General features: G+C 33.1%; 19 protein-coding genes and 1 pseudogene. 19 read left to right on the forward strand and 1 reads right to left on the reverse strand.

Features of this window, described 5'->3' with window-relative positions:
• The first annotated feature begins 54 nt into the window (after window positions 1–54).
• Window positions 55–1,182 (forward strand): metallophosphoesterase, encoded by a 1,128-nt coding sequence (locus ACUN26_RS06875; RefSeq protein WP_000411335.1) that lies wholly within the window; start codon window positions 55–57, stop codon window positions 1,180–1,182.
• A 67-nt stretch (window positions 1,183–1,249) separates the two neighbouring features.
• On the opposite strand, the gene ACUN26_RS06880 is transcribed toward ACUN26_RS06875, so the two are convergent.
• Entirely contained in the window at window positions 1,250–1,450 is a 201-nt protein-coding gene (locus ACUN26_RS06880) for a hypothetical protein (protein ID WP_000521186.1), read from the reverse strand.
• A gap of 170 nt (window positions 1,451–1,620) precedes the next feature.
• Here ACUN26_RS06880 and ACUN26_RS06885 point away from each other — a divergent pair, with 170 nt between their 5' ends.
• The 18 genes and pseudogenes from ACUN26_RS06885 to ACUN26_RS06970 all read left to right on the forward strand — a co-directional run.
• Window positions 1,621–2,187, forward strand: coding sequence for a GNAT family N-acetyltransferase (locus ACUN26_RS06885; RefSeq protein WP_001181779.1), 567 nt, complete (start codon window positions 1,621–1,623; stop codon window positions 2,185–2,187).
• 6 nt (window positions 2,188–2,193) lie between these two features.
• A complete protein-coding gene (locus ACUN26_RS06890) occupies window positions 2,194–2,754 on the forward strand; it encodes a 2'-5' RNA ligase family protein (RefSeq protein ID WP_000270900.1) in 561 nt (186 codons plus the stop codon).
• Complete coding sequence (locus ACUN26_RS06895; RefSeq protein WP_000222833.1) at window positions 2,751–3,236, forward strand: GNAT family N-acetyltransferase; 486 nt, start codon at window positions 2,751–2,753, stop codon at window positions 3,234–3,236. Before ACUN26_RS06890 ends, ACUN26_RS06895 begins: the two co-directional genes overlap by 4 nt.
• A 12-nt stretch (window positions 3,237–3,248) precedes the next feature.
• A complete protein-coding gene (locus ACUN26_RS06900; protein ID WP_000688064.1) occupies window positions 3,249–3,620 on the forward strand; it encodes a cupin in 372 nt (123 codons plus the stop codon).
• Window positions 3,617–4,045, forward strand: coding sequence for a GNAT family N-acetyltransferase (locus ACUN26_RS06905; RefSeq protein ID WP_000584252.1), 429 nt, complete (start codon window positions 3,617–3,619; stop codon window positions 4,043–4,045). Before ACUN26_RS06900 ends, ACUN26_RS06905 begins: the two co-directional genes overlap by 4 nt.
• A gap of 343 nt (window positions 4,046–4,388) precedes the next feature.
• A complete protein-coding gene (locus tag ACUN26_RS06910) occupies window positions 4,389–4,685 on the forward strand; it encodes a WXG100 family type VII secretion target (RefSeq protein WP_000918601.1) in 297 nt (98 codons plus the stop codon).
• Window positions 4,686–4,811: 126 nt separating this feature from the next.
• On the forward strand, window positions 4,812–8,531 hold the full coding sequence (gene esaA, locus ACUN26_RS06915) for a type VII secretion protein EsaA (protein ID WP_023441232.1): 3,720 nt from the start codon (window positions 4,812–4,814) through the stop codon (window positions 8,529–8,531).
• On the forward strand, window positions 8,503–9,006 hold the full coding sequence (gene essA, locus ACUN26_RS06920; RefSeq protein ID WP_000595649.1) for a type VII secretion protein EssA: 504 nt from the start codon (window positions 8,503–8,505) through the stop codon (window positions 9,004–9,006). The genes esaA and essA overlap by 29 nt, the downstream gene beginning before the upstream one ends.
• Before the next feature lie 4 nt (window positions 9,007–9,010).
• Window positions 9,011–9,262, forward strand: a complete 252-nt coding sequence (locus tag ACUN26_RS06925) for an EsaB/YukD family protein (protein WP_001007569.1) — start codon at window positions 9,011–9,013, stop codon at window positions 9,260–9,262.
• 73 nt (window positions 9,263–9,335) lie between these two features.
• Entirely contained in the window at window positions 9,336–10,535 is a 1,200-nt protein-coding gene (gene essB / locus ACUN26_RS06930) for a type VII secretion protein EssB (RefSeq protein ID WP_000137025.1), read from the forward strand.
• 39 nt (window positions 10,536–10,574) lie between these two features.
• The gene (essC, locus tag ACUN26_RS06935) at window positions 10,575–15,080 is read left to right on the forward strand and encodes a type VII secretion protein EssC (RefSeq protein WP_000436760.1); all 4,506 of its coding nucleotides are present in this window, start codon (window positions 10,575–10,577) and stop codon (window positions 15,078–15,080) included.
• Window positions 15,077–15,901: a DUF3952 domain-containing protein gene (locus ACUN26_RS06940; protein WP_000768476.1), complete on the forward strand. Its 825-nt coding sequence runs from the start codon at window positions 15,077–15,079 to the stop codon at window positions 15,899–15,901. The genes essC and ACUN26_RS06940 overlap by 4 nt, the downstream gene beginning before the upstream one ends.
• A gap of 34 nt (window positions 15,902–15,935) precedes the next feature.
• Window positions 15,936–17,399: a lipase gene (locus ACUN26_RS06945; RefSeq protein WP_033657371.1), complete on the forward strand. Its 1,464-nt coding sequence runs from the start codon at window positions 15,936–15,938 to the stop codon at window positions 17,397–17,399.
• A 26-nt stretch (window positions 17,400–17,425) separates the two neighbouring features.
• Window positions 17,426–17,686, forward strand: coding sequence for a hypothetical protein (locus tag ACUN26_RS06950; protein WP_000363091.1), 261 nt, complete (start codon window positions 17,426–17,428; stop codon window positions 17,684–17,686).
• 1 nt (window position 17,687) lies between these two features.
• Window positions 17,688–18,005, forward strand: a complete 318-nt coding sequence (locus tag ACUN26_RS06955) for a DUF4176 domain-containing protein (RefSeq protein ID WP_000656387.1) — start codon at window positions 17,688–17,690, stop codon at window positions 18,003–18,005.
• Between the two features lie 335 nt (window positions 18,006–18,340).
• On the forward strand, window positions 18,341–18,601 hold the full coding sequence (locus tag ACUN26_RS06960; RefSeq protein WP_001016555.1) for a hypothetical protein: 261 nt from the start codon (window positions 18,341–18,343) through the stop codon (window positions 18,599–18,601).
• A gap of 12 nt (window positions 18,602–18,613) precedes the next feature.
• Window positions 18,614–19,252, forward strand: a complete 639-nt coding sequence (locus ACUN26_RS06965) for a hypothetical protein (protein WP_016513922.1) — start codon at window positions 18,614–18,616, stop codon at window positions 19,250–19,252.
• 450 nt (window positions 19,253–19,702) lie between these two features.
• Window positions 19,703–20,326, forward strand: a pseudogene (locus ACUN26_RS06970) (hypothetical protein); the annotation flags it as partial.
• Between the last annotated feature and the right edge of the window lie 77 nt (window positions 20,327–20,403).

A 20,403-nucleotide genomic window follows, 5' to 3' on the forward strand; every position in this document is an offset into this window, starting at 1 on the left:
AAAGGTTTATAATTTATTTTGTATAAATAAAGAAAATGATTGGAGCGTTTATACTTGGAGAAAATAAAGAAACTATCTATCCCTAATAATGCTAGAGTTATCATAATATCTGATATTCATGGAGAATTGAACCTTTTAAAAGAATTACTACATAAAGTTAACTTTAAGAATGAAGATTATTTAATTATTAATGGAGACCTTTGTGAGAAAGGAAGCGATAGCATCGGCGTAGTAGACTATGTAATGGATCTTGTAGAGAGTAATTTAAATGTTCACGTTGTTGAAGGGAATTGTGAAGTTTTAGTTGATGCTCTTCTAAATGAAAATCCAGGTCTCATTAATTATTTATGTACGAGAAAGCATTCGATTTTTAATGAATGGTTAGAACAATTACATTTTTCTATTCAGGAAGATACTTCAATTCAGGAAGTGAAGGAAGTACTGTTAAGTCACTTTTCAAAAGAAATAAATTGGCTAAATAAGCTGCCAACAGCGATTGAAACAGAAGATTATATTTTTGTACATGCTGGACTGGAAGATAGAGTAGATTGGAAAGAAACAGCGCGCAAAAATGCGATAGCAATGCCAGAGTTTTTTAATAAATCGCATAGAGCTAATAAGTATGTAGTTGTTGGGCATTGGCCTGTTGTGAACTATTCTGAAGAAGCCCCGTCTAACAATCCAGTTATTGATAAGGAGAAAAAAATTATTGCAATTGACGGCGGGAATGCGATTAAAGAAGCAGGACAATTAAACGCATTTATCATTCAGAGGAAACTAACAGGTGATACGTTTTCTTATACATATGTAGACTATTTTCCAATTTATGAAGCAACAGCAGAATTTAATGCTGATGCAACAATGCAGGGAGGGGTTACATATCCGTATTATTACATAGAGCCGGTGGAGAAGAGGCGAGATTACACAATATGCAAGCAAAAGGAAACGAATAAATTACTCAATGTGAAAAATGAATATATTAGGCAACGTGAGTCAGGTGAATACACAGTGAAAACCGATATTTCTTGTGCGCAAATAGGTGTTAGAAAAGGGGATATTGTTTCTCTCATTGATGGTAGCTGCGCAGGGTATGATTTAATTAAAAAAAATGGAGTAGAAGGCTGGATAGAGAAAGGGATTCTACTTGAGATAAATAAGAAGGAAAGTAAAATATTGAGCTGAAATAGGAGGGATGTAACCTCCTGTTTTTTATTAACTGCGTTACGGTCACATATATCATCTTTAGCTATTATGGAGGATTTATCTTCTGGCATTCCGTTTTGTAAATGCTTGTACGAAACTTTTCATTTATTTCGGATACTTCCGTAGTTAATAACATATGAGTGAACAGAAGGAATTCTTTACAATGCTGAAAGTCATTTCGTTTAGTGGTATGATTCCGTTTCATATCTTCTTGGAATCGTTGATATATCTCTTGAACTTTTCCCAAAATAAATTCCTCCTGAAATATGGTGAGATTAAAGGTTAGAAGACTACTTTCTTCATAAATATTAAGTGCCAAATAACAAAATGAAACAATATATTATAGAGTTTTGTTTTGATTTTTCTGAAAAAATATTATAATTATATATGAAATAAAGAGGAATGTAGGAGGAAATTATGCAAAACGTTATAAAAAAGGGGAACAAAGTTACAATTCGTACAATTGAAGAATCAGATATAAAAACATTATGGAGCCTCGTATTTAAAGAAGAAAATCCAGAATGGAAGAAGTGGGACGCGCCATATTTCCCTTACTCAATGCAAGAATACGCACCTTATAAAGAAAAGATGTTAACTCGTTTACAAGAAGAACCTCTATCAAATTTAATTATAGAAAATAACGATCAAATTATAGGTACAGTCGGATTTTATTGGGAACATAAACCGACGCGTTGGTTGGAGATGGGAATTGTTATTTATGATCCAACATACTGGAATGGTGGCTACGGTACAGAAGCATTAACATTATATCGAGATTTATTATTTGAAAAGATGGAGATTGGTAGAGTAGGGCTCACGACGTGGTCTGGTAATGAACGAATGATGAAAGTAGCTGAGAAAATAGGAATGACTTTAGAAGGTAGAATGCGCAAATGCCGATATTATAACGGAACATACTATGATTCTATTCGAATGGGAATGATTCGTGAAGAATGGGAAGCGATATATGTAACGAAGGGGTGAGGAAGCATGTACGCTATTATTGCAACATTTGATAGTGTGTTTATTAATAAGATTATAGAATTGCAAAATGAACTAACGAATATAATAGAGTCAAATCAATTAGCGGGAGTAGAACCGCATATCACACTTGCGGACTATAAGGAGTTAGATGTTAATTTATATACTAAGAAATTAGAGGAGTTTGTAGCTATTCAAGAGAAAATGGCTGCAGTGACTTTTTCTTCTGTTGGAACTTTTCCTACAAACGGAACGATTTTTCTAGCGCCGACTATTACCGATGAATTGTTAACACTTCATCATTCTTATCATGATCATTTCCAAGCTTTTCATAATAATCCAAATTCATATTATGTACCGGGCAAATGGGTTCCGCATTGTACGATAGCGAATCATTTGAACTCGACTCAGTTTTTAAGCGCAATGGAGTATATATATGGGAATTTTGATGTTAAAACAGCTTCGATTGAAAAGTTAAAATTAATTAAGGTAAATTATGAAAATGGTTCTGCCGTTTCTTCTAGTATAGTAGCAGAATATAATTTAAAGAGAATGGAGACATCGAGATGACATATGTAATTAGAGAAATGAAGCAAGAAGATATTCATGCTGTACAAACAGTAGCGAAAGTAGCTTGGCATGATACATATGAAGGCATTATTCCGAGAAAGATTCAAGACAGTTTTTTAGACGAGGCATATTCTGATGAAAAAATGAAATATCGTCTTAAAAATACACATTTATTCGTTGCGGAGGAAGAGGGAGAAGTAATAGGATTTGCTAATTTTTCACCAGTTAGATTGCAAAACGAAGCAGAATTAGGTGCGATTTATTTGTTACCAGATCAGCAAGGGAAAGGGATAGGAAGTGCTTTATTACAAAAAGGAATAACGGTATTAAAAGGAATTCGGAAACTATACATTCATGTAGAAGCAGCAAATGAAAAAGGTAAACATTTTTATGAAGCGAAAGGTTTTGCTGAATTAGAGCAATTTGAAGAAGACTTTGAAGGACATTTGATGCAGACAGTAAGGATGGTTTTATACATATAAGGAGGACTAGAAGTGAAGATTTTTGATTTTAGTGAAAAAGCGGGAAAGCGCATATCAGTATTTCAATCTAATTTCATAATGTCGAAAATAGTAAACCACCAAGGGAATGTACATATCGGTGCTATGCATTTACAAGAGAATGGAATAATTGGATATCATGAAGCAGTTGTATCACAGCTGCTTCTTATTATGGACGGAGAAGGATATGTGTGTGGGGCAGATAAAGAAAAAGTAAAGATAAGAGCTGGACAAGCTGTGTTTTGGGAGAAAGGAGAGTTTCATGAGACGAGTACAGAACATGGATTACTGGCAATTATTATGGAAGCGGAGAATCTTGAACAATCGATAGTAATGCCTATTAAGGATGGGGGTTGTGAAAAATGATAATAAAGGCGAATCAAGAAGATACAAGTAAAATATTAAAATATGCAGCCCAATCGCTTTTTGAAGGGACGAGAGGGAATTGCCAATTAAGTACAGAGAAAGCGATTGAAATTACAAAACCAATAGTAGAAAAGGGAGCATGTTATTTAGTCATTAAAGAAGAAAATAAAATATTAGGGTGGATATTAATAGGGGAAAATACTGACTATTTTTCTCGTGAAAAACTTGGATTTATATATGAGCTATACGTTTTTTCAGAGTATCGAGGGAGAGGGATATCACGAGAACTGATGGAGGCCGGTATTAAGGAATTGAAGGAGAAATATTCAGAAATTCGATTAAATGTATTTGCTGGGAATTTTGCGAAAGAGATGTACGAAGAACTTGGGTTTGTTGAAAGACAGGTAATTATGACTTTGAAGTGAGAAAAATTGCGAGGCTGTATTTCTTTTAATTAAAGAATTCCAATAGAGTTTTAATCAAACTTTTTAATGGGAAATATACGCATTCATGTTAGGTAATCTTTTTTTCTATTGTTAAGAATAACATTTGTAGAATTTGTTTAATTGATTTTTATTTTCAAGTAATAGTAGTTTCTTAAAAAATAGAAAATTTATATTATACAATATATCGTTATTATAGTAAAAGAGAAATTTTGGAAAAATATCATTTTTTTGTTTAGAAATTTTTAAATTATTGATATAATCAATTTGTAGAATTGATTATTGGTTAATTTTACTATTTTTAAATTTTAAGGGGGATTTAATAATGGCAGGACAAATTCGTATGTCACCAGAGGAGCTTAAATCAAAAGCGACTCGATATGGACAAGGTGCAAATCAAATTGAGGACATCTTACGTCAGCTACAAAACTTACAAAATGAATTAAGAGGAGAATGGGAAGGTCGTGCTTTTGAAGGCTTTGATCAACAGTTCAATCAATTAAAACCAAAAGTACAAAACTTCGCACAGCTATTACAAGAAATTAATATGCAGCTTAATAAAACTGCAGAGGCTGTTGCTAGACATGACGAAGATCTTTCTCGTAATTTCGGTCTACAATAAGACAGATAAAAAGAAATATATAATTTAGCCATGCAACCATACGTTGTATGGCTAAATTACTTTAAAACTAGAGTAAGATACGAAGTCTTTCAATTAATAGACTCGCGGTCGCAGGAGTGATAAGTAGTGAAAAAGTTTAGATGGAGCATCTTGTTGTTTATTATTTTAGCTCTTGTACTATCAACAGGGGTCTCCTATTTAGCATTAAATCAAAATGTTAAGAAAGCTAATGAGAATACTACACCAAAAATGACAGTTGCGTTGGTAAATGAAGATCAGGGCACTGTATTTGAGGGCAATAAAATAGCGTTTGGAGATCAATTTGTTAAAAATGTAAATAAAAATACGAAACAAGAATGGTACGTAGTTAGTCGTGGAGTAGCAGAAAATGGTTTGAAAAATAATAATTACAACATGATGATTGTTATACCAAACGATTTTTCTAGGAAAGCAGTTGCGATTGATTCAGAACTACCAGAGAAATTAACGTTAAACTACAAAGTAAATGCAACTGGGAATAACGATTTGAAAGCTGAGGCTGAGAATACGGCGTCTACAATTTTAGAAGATTTCAATAAGCAAATCATCGACGTTTATTTTGCAAGTATTATCGGTAAGTTGCAAGGTGCACAAGATAATATAGGGAAAATAATTGAAAAAGGAAACGTTCAAACAACTATGTACAAAAAAGATGTACATAGTCCTTTAGCAAATTACACAAATCAATTTAAAACAGTGCAAGATTATACTGGGGTTTCTGTTAATAGTTTTAAAGGATTTCAGGATGTATTAAAAGGTTTCGGTCAAGTGTTAGATGAAGGGAATAAATCTAACAATACTTACTTAGAAGGGTTTAATAACTTCCAAAAAATGCAATCTGATAATAATCTGTTAGCGAATAATTTTACGAGTCAATTTAATCAATACATGAGTGAAATGAATACAGGCGATGTTTTAAAGCAGTTAGGTGCATTGGAATCTGCTAATAAAGTGATTACAAATCAATTTACGCTTTCAGAGAAAGAACCAAATATTTTAGCTGATGCTTCAGCAATTCAAAAACATTTAACAGATGTAAAAAAACAAGTGTCAGAATATGATACAGAACTTGCAGGAAAGTTAGAAAGTGATATTCAAGAGACGGTAATTAAAAAGTTAAAGCAATCTATGTCGAACGATGGAAAGCAAGAGATCTTTATAAATACATTAATGAAACAACCAGACGTTCGAATAAAGAACCAAATCGAAAATTTAATTGCGAAATTACCTAGTTTAAACATGGAAGAAATCGTTCAAAGTGATTTGCCAGATACAACGAAATTACAATTGCAAAATGTAATCCAATTTACAAATAAATATAATAAAGAAAATAACTTTAATTATGATCCTGTAAATAAAATCTCTTTAGGAAACGCTATTAAAGAAGTAAAGGATAAACTTTATACAGAGGGAATTACATTTAGTGATACGGCGAAAGTAATTAAAATGGAATCTTCACAAACTTTGAAGATAAATATTCCAGAAGAATTTAAACTAGATGGAAGTACAGAAGCTTTACATATTGATGATGTGGATCGTACAAGTGACTTTCTTCAAAGCGAAGCAGGAGAAATTACAATAGCTCCTCGTAATGAAGGGGATATAAAGATTAGCTTGCATGTAAAGTTAAAAGATCCAAACATCAATATAGATGTTTTCTCTCCTGTAATGTGGCAGTGGGAATTGAGTGGGACTCATAAAAAAGAAACTAGTCCTGAAAAAGAAGATAAAGGAACACAAACTGAAAACAGCAAGGTGGAAAATGTGGTTCATAAATCACAGTATGGCATAATGCCGTTAGTACACAATGCTAAAAAGCCTATTATCAAAAAAATGGAAAACACAACAGGGAATAATGGAGGAAACCCAGGAGGCGGAACAGGGAAAGATAACGGAACCGGAGGAAACCCAGGAGGCGGAACGGGAACAGATAACGGAACTGGAGGAAACCCAGGAGGCGGAACGGGAACAGACAACGGAACCGGAGGAAACCCAGGAGGCGGAACGGGAACAGACAACGGAACCGGAGGAAACCCAGGAGGCGGACCGGGAACAGATAACGGAACCGGAGGAAGCCCAGGAGACGGAACAGGAACAGGTAACGGAACTGGAGGAAACCCAGGAGGCGGAACGGGGACAGACAACGGAACCGGAGGAAACCCAGGAGGCGGAACGGGGACAGATAACGGAACCGGAGGAAATCCAGGAGGCGGAACGGGGACAGACAACGGAACCGGAGGAAACCCAGGAGGCGGAACGGGGACAGATAACGGAACCGGAGGAAATCCAGGAGGCGAACCGGGAACAGATAACGGTAAAGTTATTGAAAGTACAACGAATCAAGTTGTACATCAAAAATCAGAAGAATTAACAAAAAATATATCTAGTGTATTAATAAAAGAAGCAGTAGATACAGTTGAAAGTTATCAAAGTTTAATTAGTTTATACGAAATGTATTATGGGATTGATTTAAGAACGCAAGATGTAGGTCCTAAGCTAGAAGAGGGAAGTTTAGATGCAATTGCAACTGAACAATCTTTGTACTACGTATTAAATAAACAAAGCTTAATTGATTTAATTTCAAACCTAGTTTCATCAGGTATTACGGCAGAAGTTAAGCAAGATATGACAGGTTTAAAGCAAAAAATAGACTCTTATCAACAATTCATTACTAGTGCGGATCAAAATTCAATGTTACTAGCAGAGAAATTAAATGTAACGACGCAACAAGCAACTAGTATGAATGAAAATTTAGGGGAATATTTAAAAGGTTTAGCGAAATGGCGTGAGAGTAGCTTAAAGCTAGTTGAAGAACAGCAAGTGCTAACAACAAATAATACTGGTGAGCAAACAGCCGTTTTATCGTTAGATTCTGGTATTAAATCATTAATGTCACAAAGTCAGTCATTGGTCGAGAGTTCGAAGCATAGTTTAGCAACTTCAGACGATGTTTATAAAACATTTGATCAAATTAATGGACAAGCAAAAGAAATTCAAGACAGCGGAACGACAATTGTTTCAAAAGCTGATTCATTATTAAATGACTTTACGAAGAAAATGGACGATGATAAAACATTCTCCAAAAACTTTACTAAAATTTTGGCTAATAGCCGAATTGGTGATCGCCAAAATGAAATGTTATATCAATTTTTATCTAGTCCAGTTCAGAAACAAAATGATGGAGTCATTGTAGCTGGTAATGCTTTTACACCATATTTAATCGTATTAACTTGTTTTATTGTTGCGTTATTTACAGCATACGCAATTGCGAATCAAGAAAAGAAACGAACGCAATTAGATCATTTTGAAGAGAAATTCTCATTAATTGATATGAATGTCCCAACTACAGTAGTAGCATTCGGTATATCAATTGTGGAAGGGATTAGTATAGGTATCATTTCTGGACGTCTTTTACAGTTTGGTCAGGATCAAAGTTTACTATGGATTGCGTTTATCACAATCATTATGATGGCGTTTGTATTGGTTTCAACATATTTATTGCGACAAATAAAAATGGTAGGGATGTTTATCCTATTAGTATTTTTAAGTATGTACCTATTTTTAACTGAAGCAGTTGGAAGTAAAGTAGATCAAATGTCATCAGTTGGAAAGGTACGTCAATTTTCACCACTTCAGTATATAGAAAGTTTTCTAAATGATTTTATTAGCGGTAAAGATACGGGGAAAGTTATTTTTATCGTATTGTTTGTAATTGCCATTATAGGGTTAGTTAGTAATCTATTTGTATGGCATAAGAAATGGGAGGAAAAAGAAGTAAATGATCAAACAATGGAGCATAGTGGCTAAGTTATCATTTCTCTCTATCCTTTTACTGTTTGTCGCGCTACCGATAAGGAGCGCGGCGGACAGTTATCTTGGTGATGATGGGAAGATTAAGTTTAAAGTGGATCGAATTGAAGAAAGCGACCAAGAAAAAAATAAAGAAGAACATAAGGAAACAGAATTAGATAAAGCATCAATTGAGTTATTTAGCAAAGACATAGAAGAAGAAATTCAGAAAAAGAAAAAGAAAGAACAAAAAGATATGGAAGCTTTACGAGATTCTCTTTTTATAAAACAAAAAGAAAATAATAGTGTGAAAGATATGAAAAATAGTTTGTTTAGCAGTGAATACGTTGTGAGAAAAAGTGCAGATGAAGTAGCGAGTAATGAAACAATGAACGAAAAGCCAATTGGTACAACAATCATATTATTATTTGGTGGTGGCATTGTACTTATTTGCATCGGTATTTATACGGTTCTTCGCAAAAGTTGGAGGTAAAGTAATGGCGATACAAACGCATATTAATGTAACGGTAGATTTTAGTAAATGGAATGGAAATACATATGATTTACGTATTCCGAATCATCAATCTATTAAATATTTATTGAAAAACTTATTAGATACGCTAAAGATTGATGATCATGAAGGTTCACATTTTGTAATGAAAGTGAAAAATAAGTCAATTGTTTTAACAGATAATGATCGTTTAATTGATCACCAAATAACAGACGGAGATATTTTACAAGTTTTATAAAGAATATTTCTTACTTTTAGTTTTTTGAAAATAAGTTATTACTGGTTATAAAGAAAAGGAGAAGAGGATAAACATGACGGAAAAAACAATTCAAATTGATGCAATGAACTATCAATTTCAAATAGAGAAAGAAAATTGGAAATTGGAGATGACAAAATCTCAAACACGTATAAAAGACTTCCGTCAATTCGATATAATTACGGGCACATCATCTGACTTTGTACCATTAACGATAGAAGAAACGGATGATATGTTTACGTTTCTATTTCAAGTCGACAAAAAATTATATAAGTGGGACGATCTTAGCCGTTTTGGAAGAAATGAGAAATTGAGGCTGCTTCGAAATGTTGCGCAATTTCATAAATATTTAAATAAACGAATTACGTTCTTTTTACATCCAGACAATATAGTTTTTAATGCGAATTTAATGCCAAGTATTATACATAGAGGAATTCGAGATATTGTTCCACCAACCCCGTTGTTAGAAGAGCAATTTTTAACGCAATACAAATGTCTAATTATTGCTTTATTCTCCGAAAAGCACAATTTTGATGATTTATATGCTGGGTTACTAAAAGATGCAAAAGAAACAACATTTGAACAGACAGTTGCTCAAATGGAAAGCTTAGATGCATTACTGCAGTTTCTTGATGATAGCTTTGAGAAGGAACAAACAAAAACAGAAAAAAGTATGCAGTTAGTACCTAAAAAGAGCTATAAATCGTTTAAATACTTAGCTTTTTCCTTCATAGCGGCGACAGTTGTTTTAGCTGCTCCTTTAATATATTTCACTTTTATAAAATTTCCTTATCAAAATAAATTGTTAGAAGCAAATGCGAGTTTCATAGCAACTGATTATGACAAAGTAATTACGCAATTAAATGAAGAGGAATTTGAATCATTACCGATTGCATCTAAATATGAGTTAGCATTTGCATACATTACAGTTGAAAAACTAGGTGAAGATCAAAAGAAATCGATTATGAAAAATATTAGTTTGAAAAGTGATGAAAAGTATTTGCTGTATTGGATGTATAACGGAAAAGGTAATTTTGATCAATCATTAGATTTAGCTAAGACACTTGATGATCCTCAGCTTATTATGTACGGCCTTGTTAAACAAATTGAATCGCTGAAAAATAATCCGGATTTATCAGGCGAAGAGCGTGATCAAAAATTAAAAACATATGAGCAACAATTAAATGAATATGAAAAGAAATATGGAAAATCATCAAACGATAAAGACTCGTCGAACACAGAGAAAAAAGAGTAAGCACTTGATGAGACAGTTGAAAAGGAGCAGTGAACACGGATGGAGCAACTATTAGTATTGACTTATGGAGACAAAGTATATAAGTGCACATTACATCCAAATGAGCAATCAATAGTGTCGATTGGAAAAGAGTGGACAAATGATATTACGAATCCATGTTTAGAACAAGAAGTAGAGTTAAAGTGGAATAATGAAGTAAATGCTTGGATGATACAAAATCAATTAATAGAGTTCAATAAGGAATTTGAGATTGTAAAAACTAAAGATGTGAGCTTGAAAATCTTTATCTCTATTATTGGCACAACTAAAGTGTTTGATATAGGAACGAAACATTCTCTTACAATTAGTCAAAACAGTTTTGATGATATTTCTATTACTGGGGCAAATATAGATTTAATGCTATCTCGTGAAACGCTGTACGATTCTTTTAATGTGAACGTATATGACGGGGAAGTATTTCATAATTATACAAGGCTAAAAGATAGCACTATGTTAGAAGCAGGAGACCAATTATATTTTGATGGCGTTTTAGTGGAGATAGGCAGTGAAGATATTCAAGTATTGTCTTCAGAAGATAAAGTGAAATCTACGTTACCTATTTTAGTAGAATCAGAAACGAATTATCAAAGTGGTTATCCAGACTATCATCGTTCACCACGTATTATTTACCGTGAACCAGAAGAGAAAATGACAATTGCAAAACCTTCAAGTATGCCGTCAAAACCGACTGAGCATTTGGCGAGAATTATTGCACCTGCCCTTGTCATGATTGTCGTAACAGTATTACTTGCTATCTTTATGAAATATGGAATGTTTATTATAGCATCCATTGCAATGACATTAGTAACGATTATTGTTTCTGTCACATCTTATATAAAAAATTTAAAGCAATATAAAATCGACATCGTTGAACGTGATAAAAGCTATAGAGAGTATATAAAACAAAAAACGAAAGATTTACATGCAGAAAGTGAAAAACAGCGTCATGCATTACATTATCATAATCCAAATGTTGAGGTTATACGTAATATGGCTATTCAAGTAAATCCTCGTATTTATGAAAAAACAATGCAACATCATGATTTCTTAACATTTAGCGTTGGTACAGGGCAAGCTAATACGAGTTTTGAAATTCAATTTAATGAAGAAGAATTTAGTCAAACGAAAGATGAATTAATTGATATAGCACGTGAACTAAGACAGCGTTATCTATCATTGGAAGATGTACCCGTTGTAACAGATTTAATGAATGGACCAGTCGGTTATATTGGCCAACGCTTCTTAGTGTTAGAGCAATTACAATTATTAGTTGCACAAACGGCTTTATTCCATAGTTATTATGACTTGCAGTTTATTACTATTTTTCCTGAAGAAGAAAAAGAAAAATGGGATTGGATGCGCTGGTTACCTCATGGAAGTGTTCGCGATATAAATGTACGTGGATTTGTATACCATGATCGTAGCCGTGATCAAGTGTTAAATAGTTTGTATCAAATATTGAAAGAACGAAAATTAAAACTAGACGAAAAGAGTTCAACTAATGAAAAAATGTATTTTGCACCGCACTATGTCGTTCTCATTACAGATGAAAAACTAATACTAGACCATGTTGTTATGGAATTCTTTAATGATGATCCGAGTCAATTAGGTGTATCACTTGTATTTGTACAAGATGTTATGCAAAGTTTACCGGAGCATGTGAAAACGGTAATAGACATAAGAGATGCAAAACAAGGGAACATCATCTTAGAGCAAGGAGAACTTGTAAACCGTCAATTTAAACTAAATCACGTACCGAAAGGGTTCAATTTAGAAGATGTTTCACGAGCATTAGCACCGTTAAATCATTTGCAAAACTTAAAAAATAGTATTCCAGAAAGCGTAACATTTTTAGAAATGTACGGCGTTGAAAAAGTAAAAGAACTGAATATCACAAGTCGTTGGGAGAAAAATGCAGCGCATAAATCTTTAGCTGTACCACTTGGATTACGTGGTAAAGAAGATATCGTAAACTTAAACTTACACGAAAAAGCACACGGACCACACGGATTAATAGCAGGTACAACAGGTTCAGGTAAATCGGAAATTATACAATCGTATATTTTATCTCTAGCAGTCAATTTCCACCCGTACGAAGTAGCCTTTTTACTAATTGACTATAAAGGCGGCGGAATGGCGAATTTATTCAAAAACTTACCGCATTTATTAGGAACAATTACGAACTTAGATGGAGCACAAAGTATGAGAGCGCTCGCATCAATTAAAGCTGAATTGCAAAAAAGACAACGCTTATTTGGGGAAAATGATGTAAACCATATTAATCAGTATCAAAAACTGTATAAAGAAGGCTTAGTAAGTGAACCGATGCCGCATCTATTTTTAATTAGTGATGAATTCGCGGAACTGAAGTCAGAACAACCAGAATTTATGAAAGAGTTAGTTTCAACAGCGCGTATCGGTCGTTCACTCGGAATCCATTTAATATTAGCTACGCAAAAACCGAGTGGTGTTGTAGATGATCAAATTTGGAGTAACTCGAAATTCAAACTAGCACTAAAAGTTCAAAATACGTCAGATAGTAATGAAATTTTAAAAACGCCGGATGCTGCTGAAATTACATTACCAGGGCGTGCTTACTTACAAGTTGGGAATAATGAAATTTATGAACTATTCCAATCAGCTTGGAGCGGGGCAGACTATGTAGAAAATAAAGAGGATAAAGAGCATTTAGACGCAACAATATATGCAATAAATGATCTAGGACAATATGAAATATTAAGTGAAGACTTAAGTGGACTTGGTAGTAGTAAAGAAGTAATAAGCGTACCATCTGAACTTGATGCTGTTATTGGCTACATTCACGATTACGCAGAAATAAATGAAATTGAAGCGTTAGCTAGACCGTGGTTACCACCACTTCCAGAAAGCGTATATTTACAAGACTTACACGCTATTCAGTTCAAAGAAGCATGGACGAAAGAAAAGAAACCATTAAAAGCAACAGTTGGTTTATTAGACCAGCCTGAATTGCAATCACAAACACCATTAACATTAGATATTAGTAAAGACGGACACGTAGCAGTCTTCTCAAGTCCAGGTTACGGAAAATCAACATTCTTACAATCAGTCATTATGGATGTAACTCGTCAGCATAGTCCGGAGCATTTGCATGTGTATTTAGTGGACCTTGGAACAAATGGTCTTCTACCTTTAAAAGGATTACCTCATGTAGCGGATACGATTACAATTGACGAATCAGAAAAATGTTTAAAGTTTGTTGAAAGATTAACTCAAGAAATGAAAAATCGTAAACGATTATTAAGTGAATATGACGTTGCGAGTATTGAAATGTATGAAAAGGCAAGTGGGAAAGAAATACCACATATTATTATTGCAATCGATAATTATGATGCAGTAAAAGAAGCAAAATTCTATGAGAGCTTTGAAATGATAATTATGCAAATTGTCCGAGATGGTGCTAGTTTAGGAATTCATACTTTAATAAGTGCAGGACGACAAAACGCACTTAGAATTCAATTGTACAATAATATTAAAATCCAAACTTGTCTATATATGATTGATCAGAGTGAAGTAGCTAGTATTGTAGGGAGATCTGATATAAAAGTGGAAGAAACAGCAGGAAGAGCGTTAATAAAACTAGAATCTCCTACATTATTCCAGGCTGCATTACCTACGAAAGCAGAAGATGAACTACAACAAATTCAATTATTACAACAAGAAGCAAATGATATGGATCGAGAATGGGATGGAGAACGTCCGAAGGCAATTCCAATGATGCCAGAAGTGATTGATATTGCTACGTATCGTAAAAATAAAGACGTTACAAAAGCTCTACAAGCAGGAAGAATTCCAATGGGGCTTGATTTTGCAAATGTAGAAGTTGTAGCTCATGATATTGCGGTGAATGATCATTTAATGATTTATAGTGTAGATGATAGTATGGGAAAACAAATTGTATCTAGTATCCTATCTCAATTGAATAAAGATTATTTTGAAAGTGTGACATTAGTGGATACAGCAGAGTATAGTTTCGTTCAATATAAAGACAATGTGACGCACTACATTGTAGACGAAAATGAAATAAATATGCATGCGAAGTATTGGATGGAAGTAATTCGCGAACGAGCTTTTGAATTAGCACAAGCAAGACAAGAAGGTAGAGAAATTCCTGCATTCACAAAACAACTCATTATCATGACAAATGTTGAAGAGTTTAGTAAATTTGTTTATTTAGAAATGGAGGATGCAGCGACTTTAATTGATTTATCTCGTACAGTAGGTATTTACTTTGTATTAGCAGGTCACCACGACTACATGGACCGAAATCGTGAAGCTCTACCTATGAAAATGAGAAGTAAACTAACAGCAGCAATTATCGCAATGCCATTAAATGATCAAAGTATCTTCAATATAAAATATATAAGCAACGAAGCGCCATTAGGTAAAGATGAAGTGTATTACTATCAAAAAGGGAACATAATGAAACTAAAAATGCCTAGAGTAACTAACGAGGTGACAGTATGAAATTAAAGAAGAAAGCTAAGGTGATGATAGTCGTGTCAATAGTGGCAAGTTTATTAAGTGGGTGTGGTTTTGGAGAGACAAAGATAGAGTATGAGAGATTAGTAAAGGCGTTGGATGAAGGGGATATGAAGACTGTTATGTCTGCTAGTGATGATGGGTATGCGTATGTGAAAGAAGAGGTTAGCGATAGTACTTATGAAGAAAAAGAAGACGGTGAACATAGTAGGATAATATATCAAACAACTCATGGAGTATATAATGTGAAAGATAAAGATTTATATGGGGAAACAACTCAAAAGGTTGCTACTGATATAAAAAATGACAAAAACGTTGGTGACAATCAAAATTACAAAAAAGAAACTGTTTATAGTACAAGTTTAAAAAATGAAAAATCCCGTTTAATACCCCAGAATCAAGGCATAGATATTTCATATGTAAAATTAATATTTGGAGGGTTAAACGGACTGAGTAAATTGAAGCCAAGTGAGGATAAAAAAAGATTTAGTGAACCGAGCATAATAAGCTATAATTTAACGGAATTACAGTTTAAAAGCATAATTAATGATAAGTTAAATTTAAAATATGATAAATTTGATTCTGCAGTATTAATGATTGAATTTAATACACCTAATGATGCAAAAGAAAATAATATGAGAATAATGGAAATTACTATTTCGGTAAATTATGAAGAAAAACAAGAGAATAAAATTATAAAGCGAAATCAAGAAATTTCGACATATTATCATGCTAGGGAAGAAAATAATCAAAATTCCAAAAAAGAATATATAGATTATGAAAAAGAGTATATAAATCAGCAATAATTTATATTAGGAGGAGTTTAATGTGGGGAGAGAAATGAAAAATGAAGAGGACTTTAAAATAGATAGCGATGTAGGTAAGCTGAGGTTAGCTGGTAGAGATATTTATCAATATAATGGGAAAGAGAAAATATATAGTAATTCAAATGAAAAGACAAATCAGAGGGAATTAGAGAAAAATTTTAATGCTGAGCTTATAGCTGATGATGATAACCATCCAACATCAGGGTTTGGAGCATATGCCTTACGAAGTAAAGATACGGATGAGATTTTCATAGTATACGTTGGAACTCAACCGAATCAGGTAGGCGATTTAGCAACCGATGGAGCAATTGGGCTACATAATTTAACTAATTCACCTATATTGGGGTCATTAGCGGAATTTCAGTATAGTCAAGCAGAAAAATTTTATGAAAAAGTCAAGGCGGAGAATAAAGGAAAGAAGATAACTTTACTAGGGCACTCCTTAGGTGGCGGAGCAGCGAATACAGTTGCATTAAGACATCAAGAAGATAATATAAACGTATTAGCTTTAAATCCTGCGCCTGTTCTAAATAAAGATGTGGTTAAGTACGGATACGGGACCAATATGAAAAATTGCCGCAGTCTTATAAATGAATATGATCCTTTGTATGGCGCCATTAAGGCCGCAGATTTTGTAATACCTGGACAGGTTTATAAAATGGAAAATGGGGAAGGGCATTCTTTTTTATATGATCCAAAATTTTATTCTAGGAATGGGAATGTAGCAATAGATAAATTGAAAAAGGTTAGCGAAACAGGATTTGATTGGAAATTTGGTTTTTTAGAAATATCAGAATCTGCTGGGGACCTATATAAAGGAATCACTGGAAAAAAAACATTAAGTACAACAGAAGAAGTTGTAGTGGATTTAGTGGTAAATGGAACTCCAGTCAGTGCAATTCTAGTTGCAATAACAGTAGTGGGAGATACTAGTGCTCTAGCAACAAAAATAGCAAGTATAGGTGTAGAAACAGGAAAAAAAGCTTTGAAATTTAGTAAGGAAGTTATACAAGAAGTTAGAAATCAGGTGAATGCGGCTGTGGATTGGATAGAGAATAAATTAGCAAAATGTAAGGAAAAGGTACTTGAAGTGTTAGAATCAGTATTTAACGCAGCTGTAGATTTTTTAGTAGGATGCATCATTCTTTATTTATCCCGTGATGAAATTATAGCAATTGCAAAAGAAGTAGCATCTTCTCTTGTTCAAGATATTTTAGATGTATTTAAAGGTGACTTTGAAATTGATACAAATATTGCTTCAATTGCTGGAGATTATGTAAGAAGCCATCGCCAATCATTATTAAACTATTTTATGAATGATGGTAGTAGAGGGTTAAATCGTTCATTATTAGTAGAGATTTCCAGAGATGTGAACGAACTTTCAAATGATTTAAAAGAGTTAAGTCAAGATGTAACAGATGCGGTAATTTCTATGATAGCAAAAGATGAAGAGTTAGCTTCAGTTTCTTATTATTGATAAATGTTAAGGAAGGGGGTATGAGGATGGATTTACATATGATAATGTCGAGGGTTCATAGTACATTTCCGGACAGTGGTGGGCGAGATCAAATTATTAACGTTGTTATGCAACTTGAAAAAGCAGCTGTATCTTTGACAGGAGATATTAGAAGATTAGAAAGTAGTATTGATAATAGTTTGCAAGGTAAAACACGTGATGCTTTTATTGATCGTATCCGCCAATTAGAAAAAAGGCGACAAAAAATAGAAGAGAAAATTATCGTGTTAAAAGGATCGGTGAATTAATATGAAAGATTATATGGAGAAAGTTTTGCCTTTAGGAAGTGTAGTGAGGTTGAGTACTGAGGAAGAAAAAGATGTAGAGTATGTAATTACTACAAGAGGAATACTTCTCGATGAAGACACTTTCTATGATTATGGTGGGGTATTACACCCAGTAGGTTTGACGGCAGAGACATATAAATTATTCAATGACTTTGATATTTTAGAAGTGAAATTTGAAGGGTATAAAAATTCTATTGAAGGAAAATTTGCTCATAATTTTAAAATATGGCGAAATGAATTTGTAAAAACGATAAAGAACAAGGCTGAAAATAATAAGTAACAATTATTAATAAAACAAGGGCTATAATATATTTAGAAATAAATAGACTTTCCTCTTCCAATATGGAAAGAGGAAAGTCTATTTTTGATTGAATAAGAATCTAAATATCTAGTATTACGTGGGAACAACATGAAAAAGAACGTCAAGAATTTATAGCGAATAGAAAAAGAATAAAATAAAAGTTGAAATAACATTTGTAAATAATAGTCATAGACTGTTTTTTATGGTGGAAATCTATTTGTGAAGAAATAAATCATTTTATCCTATACGATGAAAATGGGATATTTCGGTATTTTTATAGTTAGGAAAAAGTTATTCTAAAAGGAGTATGTTGGGTGAATCATAGACGTAAGAAAAATAAACCGAAACAAATAAGAAAAGAATCTGTTCAGATAAAACCGATAGTAGAAGAAAAACCACTAAAGAAGAGTAGCAACAAGTTAGTTGATATTCTCCTAGGTATTCTTCTTTTCCCAATTTTTATATGGGCTGTCTTGGAAGGTTCTACAACACAAGTAAGCAAAGGGAAGACTTTCCTTATTATCGTTTTCTTTATCTTAATTGCAATAAGGTTATCTATGATAGGAAACAAATAAGGGGGAGTTCAGATGTTTAAGAAGAAGGAGAAAAAAAACATTTACGTTAGACTGGTAAACACACAAGGGGAAATCATTCGAGAGTTTAATTGTACAGAAAAAGACTTGCGAAAAGTAAAAGAAAATGGTGCTGAAATTCGTTTGGTTGGAGACAACTCATATGAGATGGTAGCAACCGATGAACAACTAGAAAAACTAGCAAGAGCTGAAGCAGAAATCGAAGAGGAAATTAAGGCATGGGAAGACGCTTTAAATGAGAGTTTGGAGGAACGCGAAGAAAGAGAAGCGAGACAGAAGGAATTGAAAGAAAAGAATAAATGGAGTACAAAGAAGAAAGTAATCGTATTTGGACTGATATTCTTTGTATTTATTGGATTACCTATTATCGAAGGGTATCAGAATAGTAAACTAGTTAAAGAAGGTACATCATTACATGCAGAAATTGTAGGTAGGCATGTAGAGAAGGAATTCATGTTTACACACCCCACATTAGTAGTTGAGGTAGATGGTAAAAAGCATAATGTATGGGTAAGTGAAGAGACATATAACGGAGCAGAGTGGTTAGGTAGACTAAAAGTCATCAAAACAAAAGATGGTAAAGTTGAGAAAGATCCTAGATATGAGGGCGAAGACTTAATCACGAGTTATTAAGTAGTATGTTTTTAATATTCGCTTCTCAAATTAAACCACATTATTATTTGCAAAAGTCGAATCCATTAAAATAAAAAACAAATTTAAAATAACTGTAATAACCTGCTAGCATATTGTTGATTGGAGGTTATCACCTTTCTGAAGATAAAATTAAAGAGCTTTATTATCTCGATACAATTGTGCTGACAGTAACGTTTTTACTAAGTGAGTGGAGTTTCAGGGAGTATGAGGGATATGCTTAAGTAAAAGAGAGAAGAATATTTAGAGCTTTTGAGGAGAAAGAAGGCTATTTGAACTATCAAAAGCATTCTGATTATGTACGGTAATTAATGTAGAGATAATATTATCCGAATATAGTTACACAAAGATGAATGTACTTAAAAAGTTAGGAATGTAATGGGATTTTATTGAATGAAAATTATTTAAACTGTATAGAGGTGAAAAGTCAGGATGTGGAATATAAAAGAAGAAGATTTAGATGAATTTAGGATGACATGTAAAGATCGTTTAAGTCCAGAAGGTGCTACAGGATTTATGTTTGGAGGAATACTTTATAGTTCAATAGCCGTTTTTTCTATTATTGTATCAGGTGGTTGGGAGTACTGTATGGTTCTCCTTAACATAGGAATTGTTAAGCTAGAGGTGTTGGCATATGCTCTGCAAGTAATTTTTTTCGTGCTATATTTATTTCCAAAAGCACAATTTAAATTTCAAAAGTTACAAACACTTGTCGTATTATTATATGCATTTCAAATGGCTACTATATTACTTACAGTTTTAGTTGTTTCTGAAATAGCTAATAATTCAATGGATCGTATTACGTTGAATTATGTATGTTTGCTATATTTAGGAGCGGTAATTTTCCATATTGTAACAACAATAGATACATTTAAATTGGCAAGTGAAGGTGCGTTTAGTATGGATGAAAGATCCGTGTCCTTTTTTAGTAAAACAAAAGGAACAATGATGAAAGTTGCTTCAATATACGCATTAATCCTTCTTATTTTGATTTATTTTCATAATGATTATGCATTTGATACTTTTATTGGATATGTAATAGGAACTGTTTTAATGGTGAAAAAAGTAGTGGTTTAAAGGAGAGTATTTTAACTACTAAAAGAAATTTTAATTATGTAATGTGATTAAAAGAT

The sequence above is a fragment of the Bacillus sp. WC2503 genome, from assembly GCF_052682895.1.

Coding starts and splice junctions, on each gene's coding strand:
- ACUN26_RS06965 (WP_016513922.1), top strand. CDS start 18,614: ATGTTTAAGAAGAAGGAGAAAAAAAACATTTACGTTAGACTGGTAAAC.
- essB (WP_000137025.1), top strand. CDS start 9,336: ATGACGGAAAAAACAATTCAAATTGATGCAATGAACTATCAATTTCAA.
- ACUN26_RS06890 (WP_000270900.1), top strand. CDS start 2,194: ATGTACGCTATTATTGCAACATTTGATAGTGTGTTTATTAATAAGATT.
- ACUN26_RS06895 (WP_000222833.1), top strand. CDS start 2,751: ATGACATATGTAATTAGAGAAATGAAGCAAGAAGATATTCATGCTGTA.
- ACUN26_RS06905 (WP_000584252.1), top strand. CDS start 3,617: ATGATAATAAAGGCGAATCAAGAAGATACAAGTAAAATATTAAAATAT.
- ACUN26_RS06885 (WP_001181779.1), top strand. CDS start 1,621: ATGCAAAACGTTATAAAAAAGGGGAACAAAGTTACAATTCGTACAATT.
- essA (WP_000595649.1), top strand. CDS start 8,503: ATGATCAAACAATGGAGCATAGTGGCTAAGTTATCATTTCTCTCTATC.
- ACUN26_RS06945 (WP_033657371.1), top strand. CDS start 15,936: ATGAAAAATGAAGAGGACTTTAAAATAGATAGCGATGTAGGTAAGCTG.
- ACUN26_RS06940 (WP_000768476.1), top strand. CDS start 15,077: ATGAAATTAAAGAAGAAAGCTAAGGTGATGATAGTCGTGTCAATAGTG.
- ACUN26_RS06925 (WP_001007569.1), top strand. CDS start 9,011: ATGGCGATACAAACGCATATTAATGTAACGGTAGATTTTAGTAAATGG.
- ACUN26_RS06955 (WP_000656387.1), top strand. CDS start 17,688: ATGAAAGATTATATGGAGAAAGTTTTGCCTTTAGGAAGTGTAGTGAGG.
- essC (WP_000436760.1), top strand. CDS start 10,575: ATGGAGCAACTATTAGTATTGACTTATGGAGACAAAGTATATAAGTGC.
- ACUN26_RS06910 (WP_000918601.1), top strand. CDS start 4,389: ATGGCAGGACAAATTCGTATGTCACCAGAGGAGCTTAAATCAAAAGCG.
- ACUN26_RS06950 (WP_000363091.1), top strand. CDS start 17,426: ATGGATTTACATATGATAATGTCGAGGGTTCATAGTACATTTCCGGAC.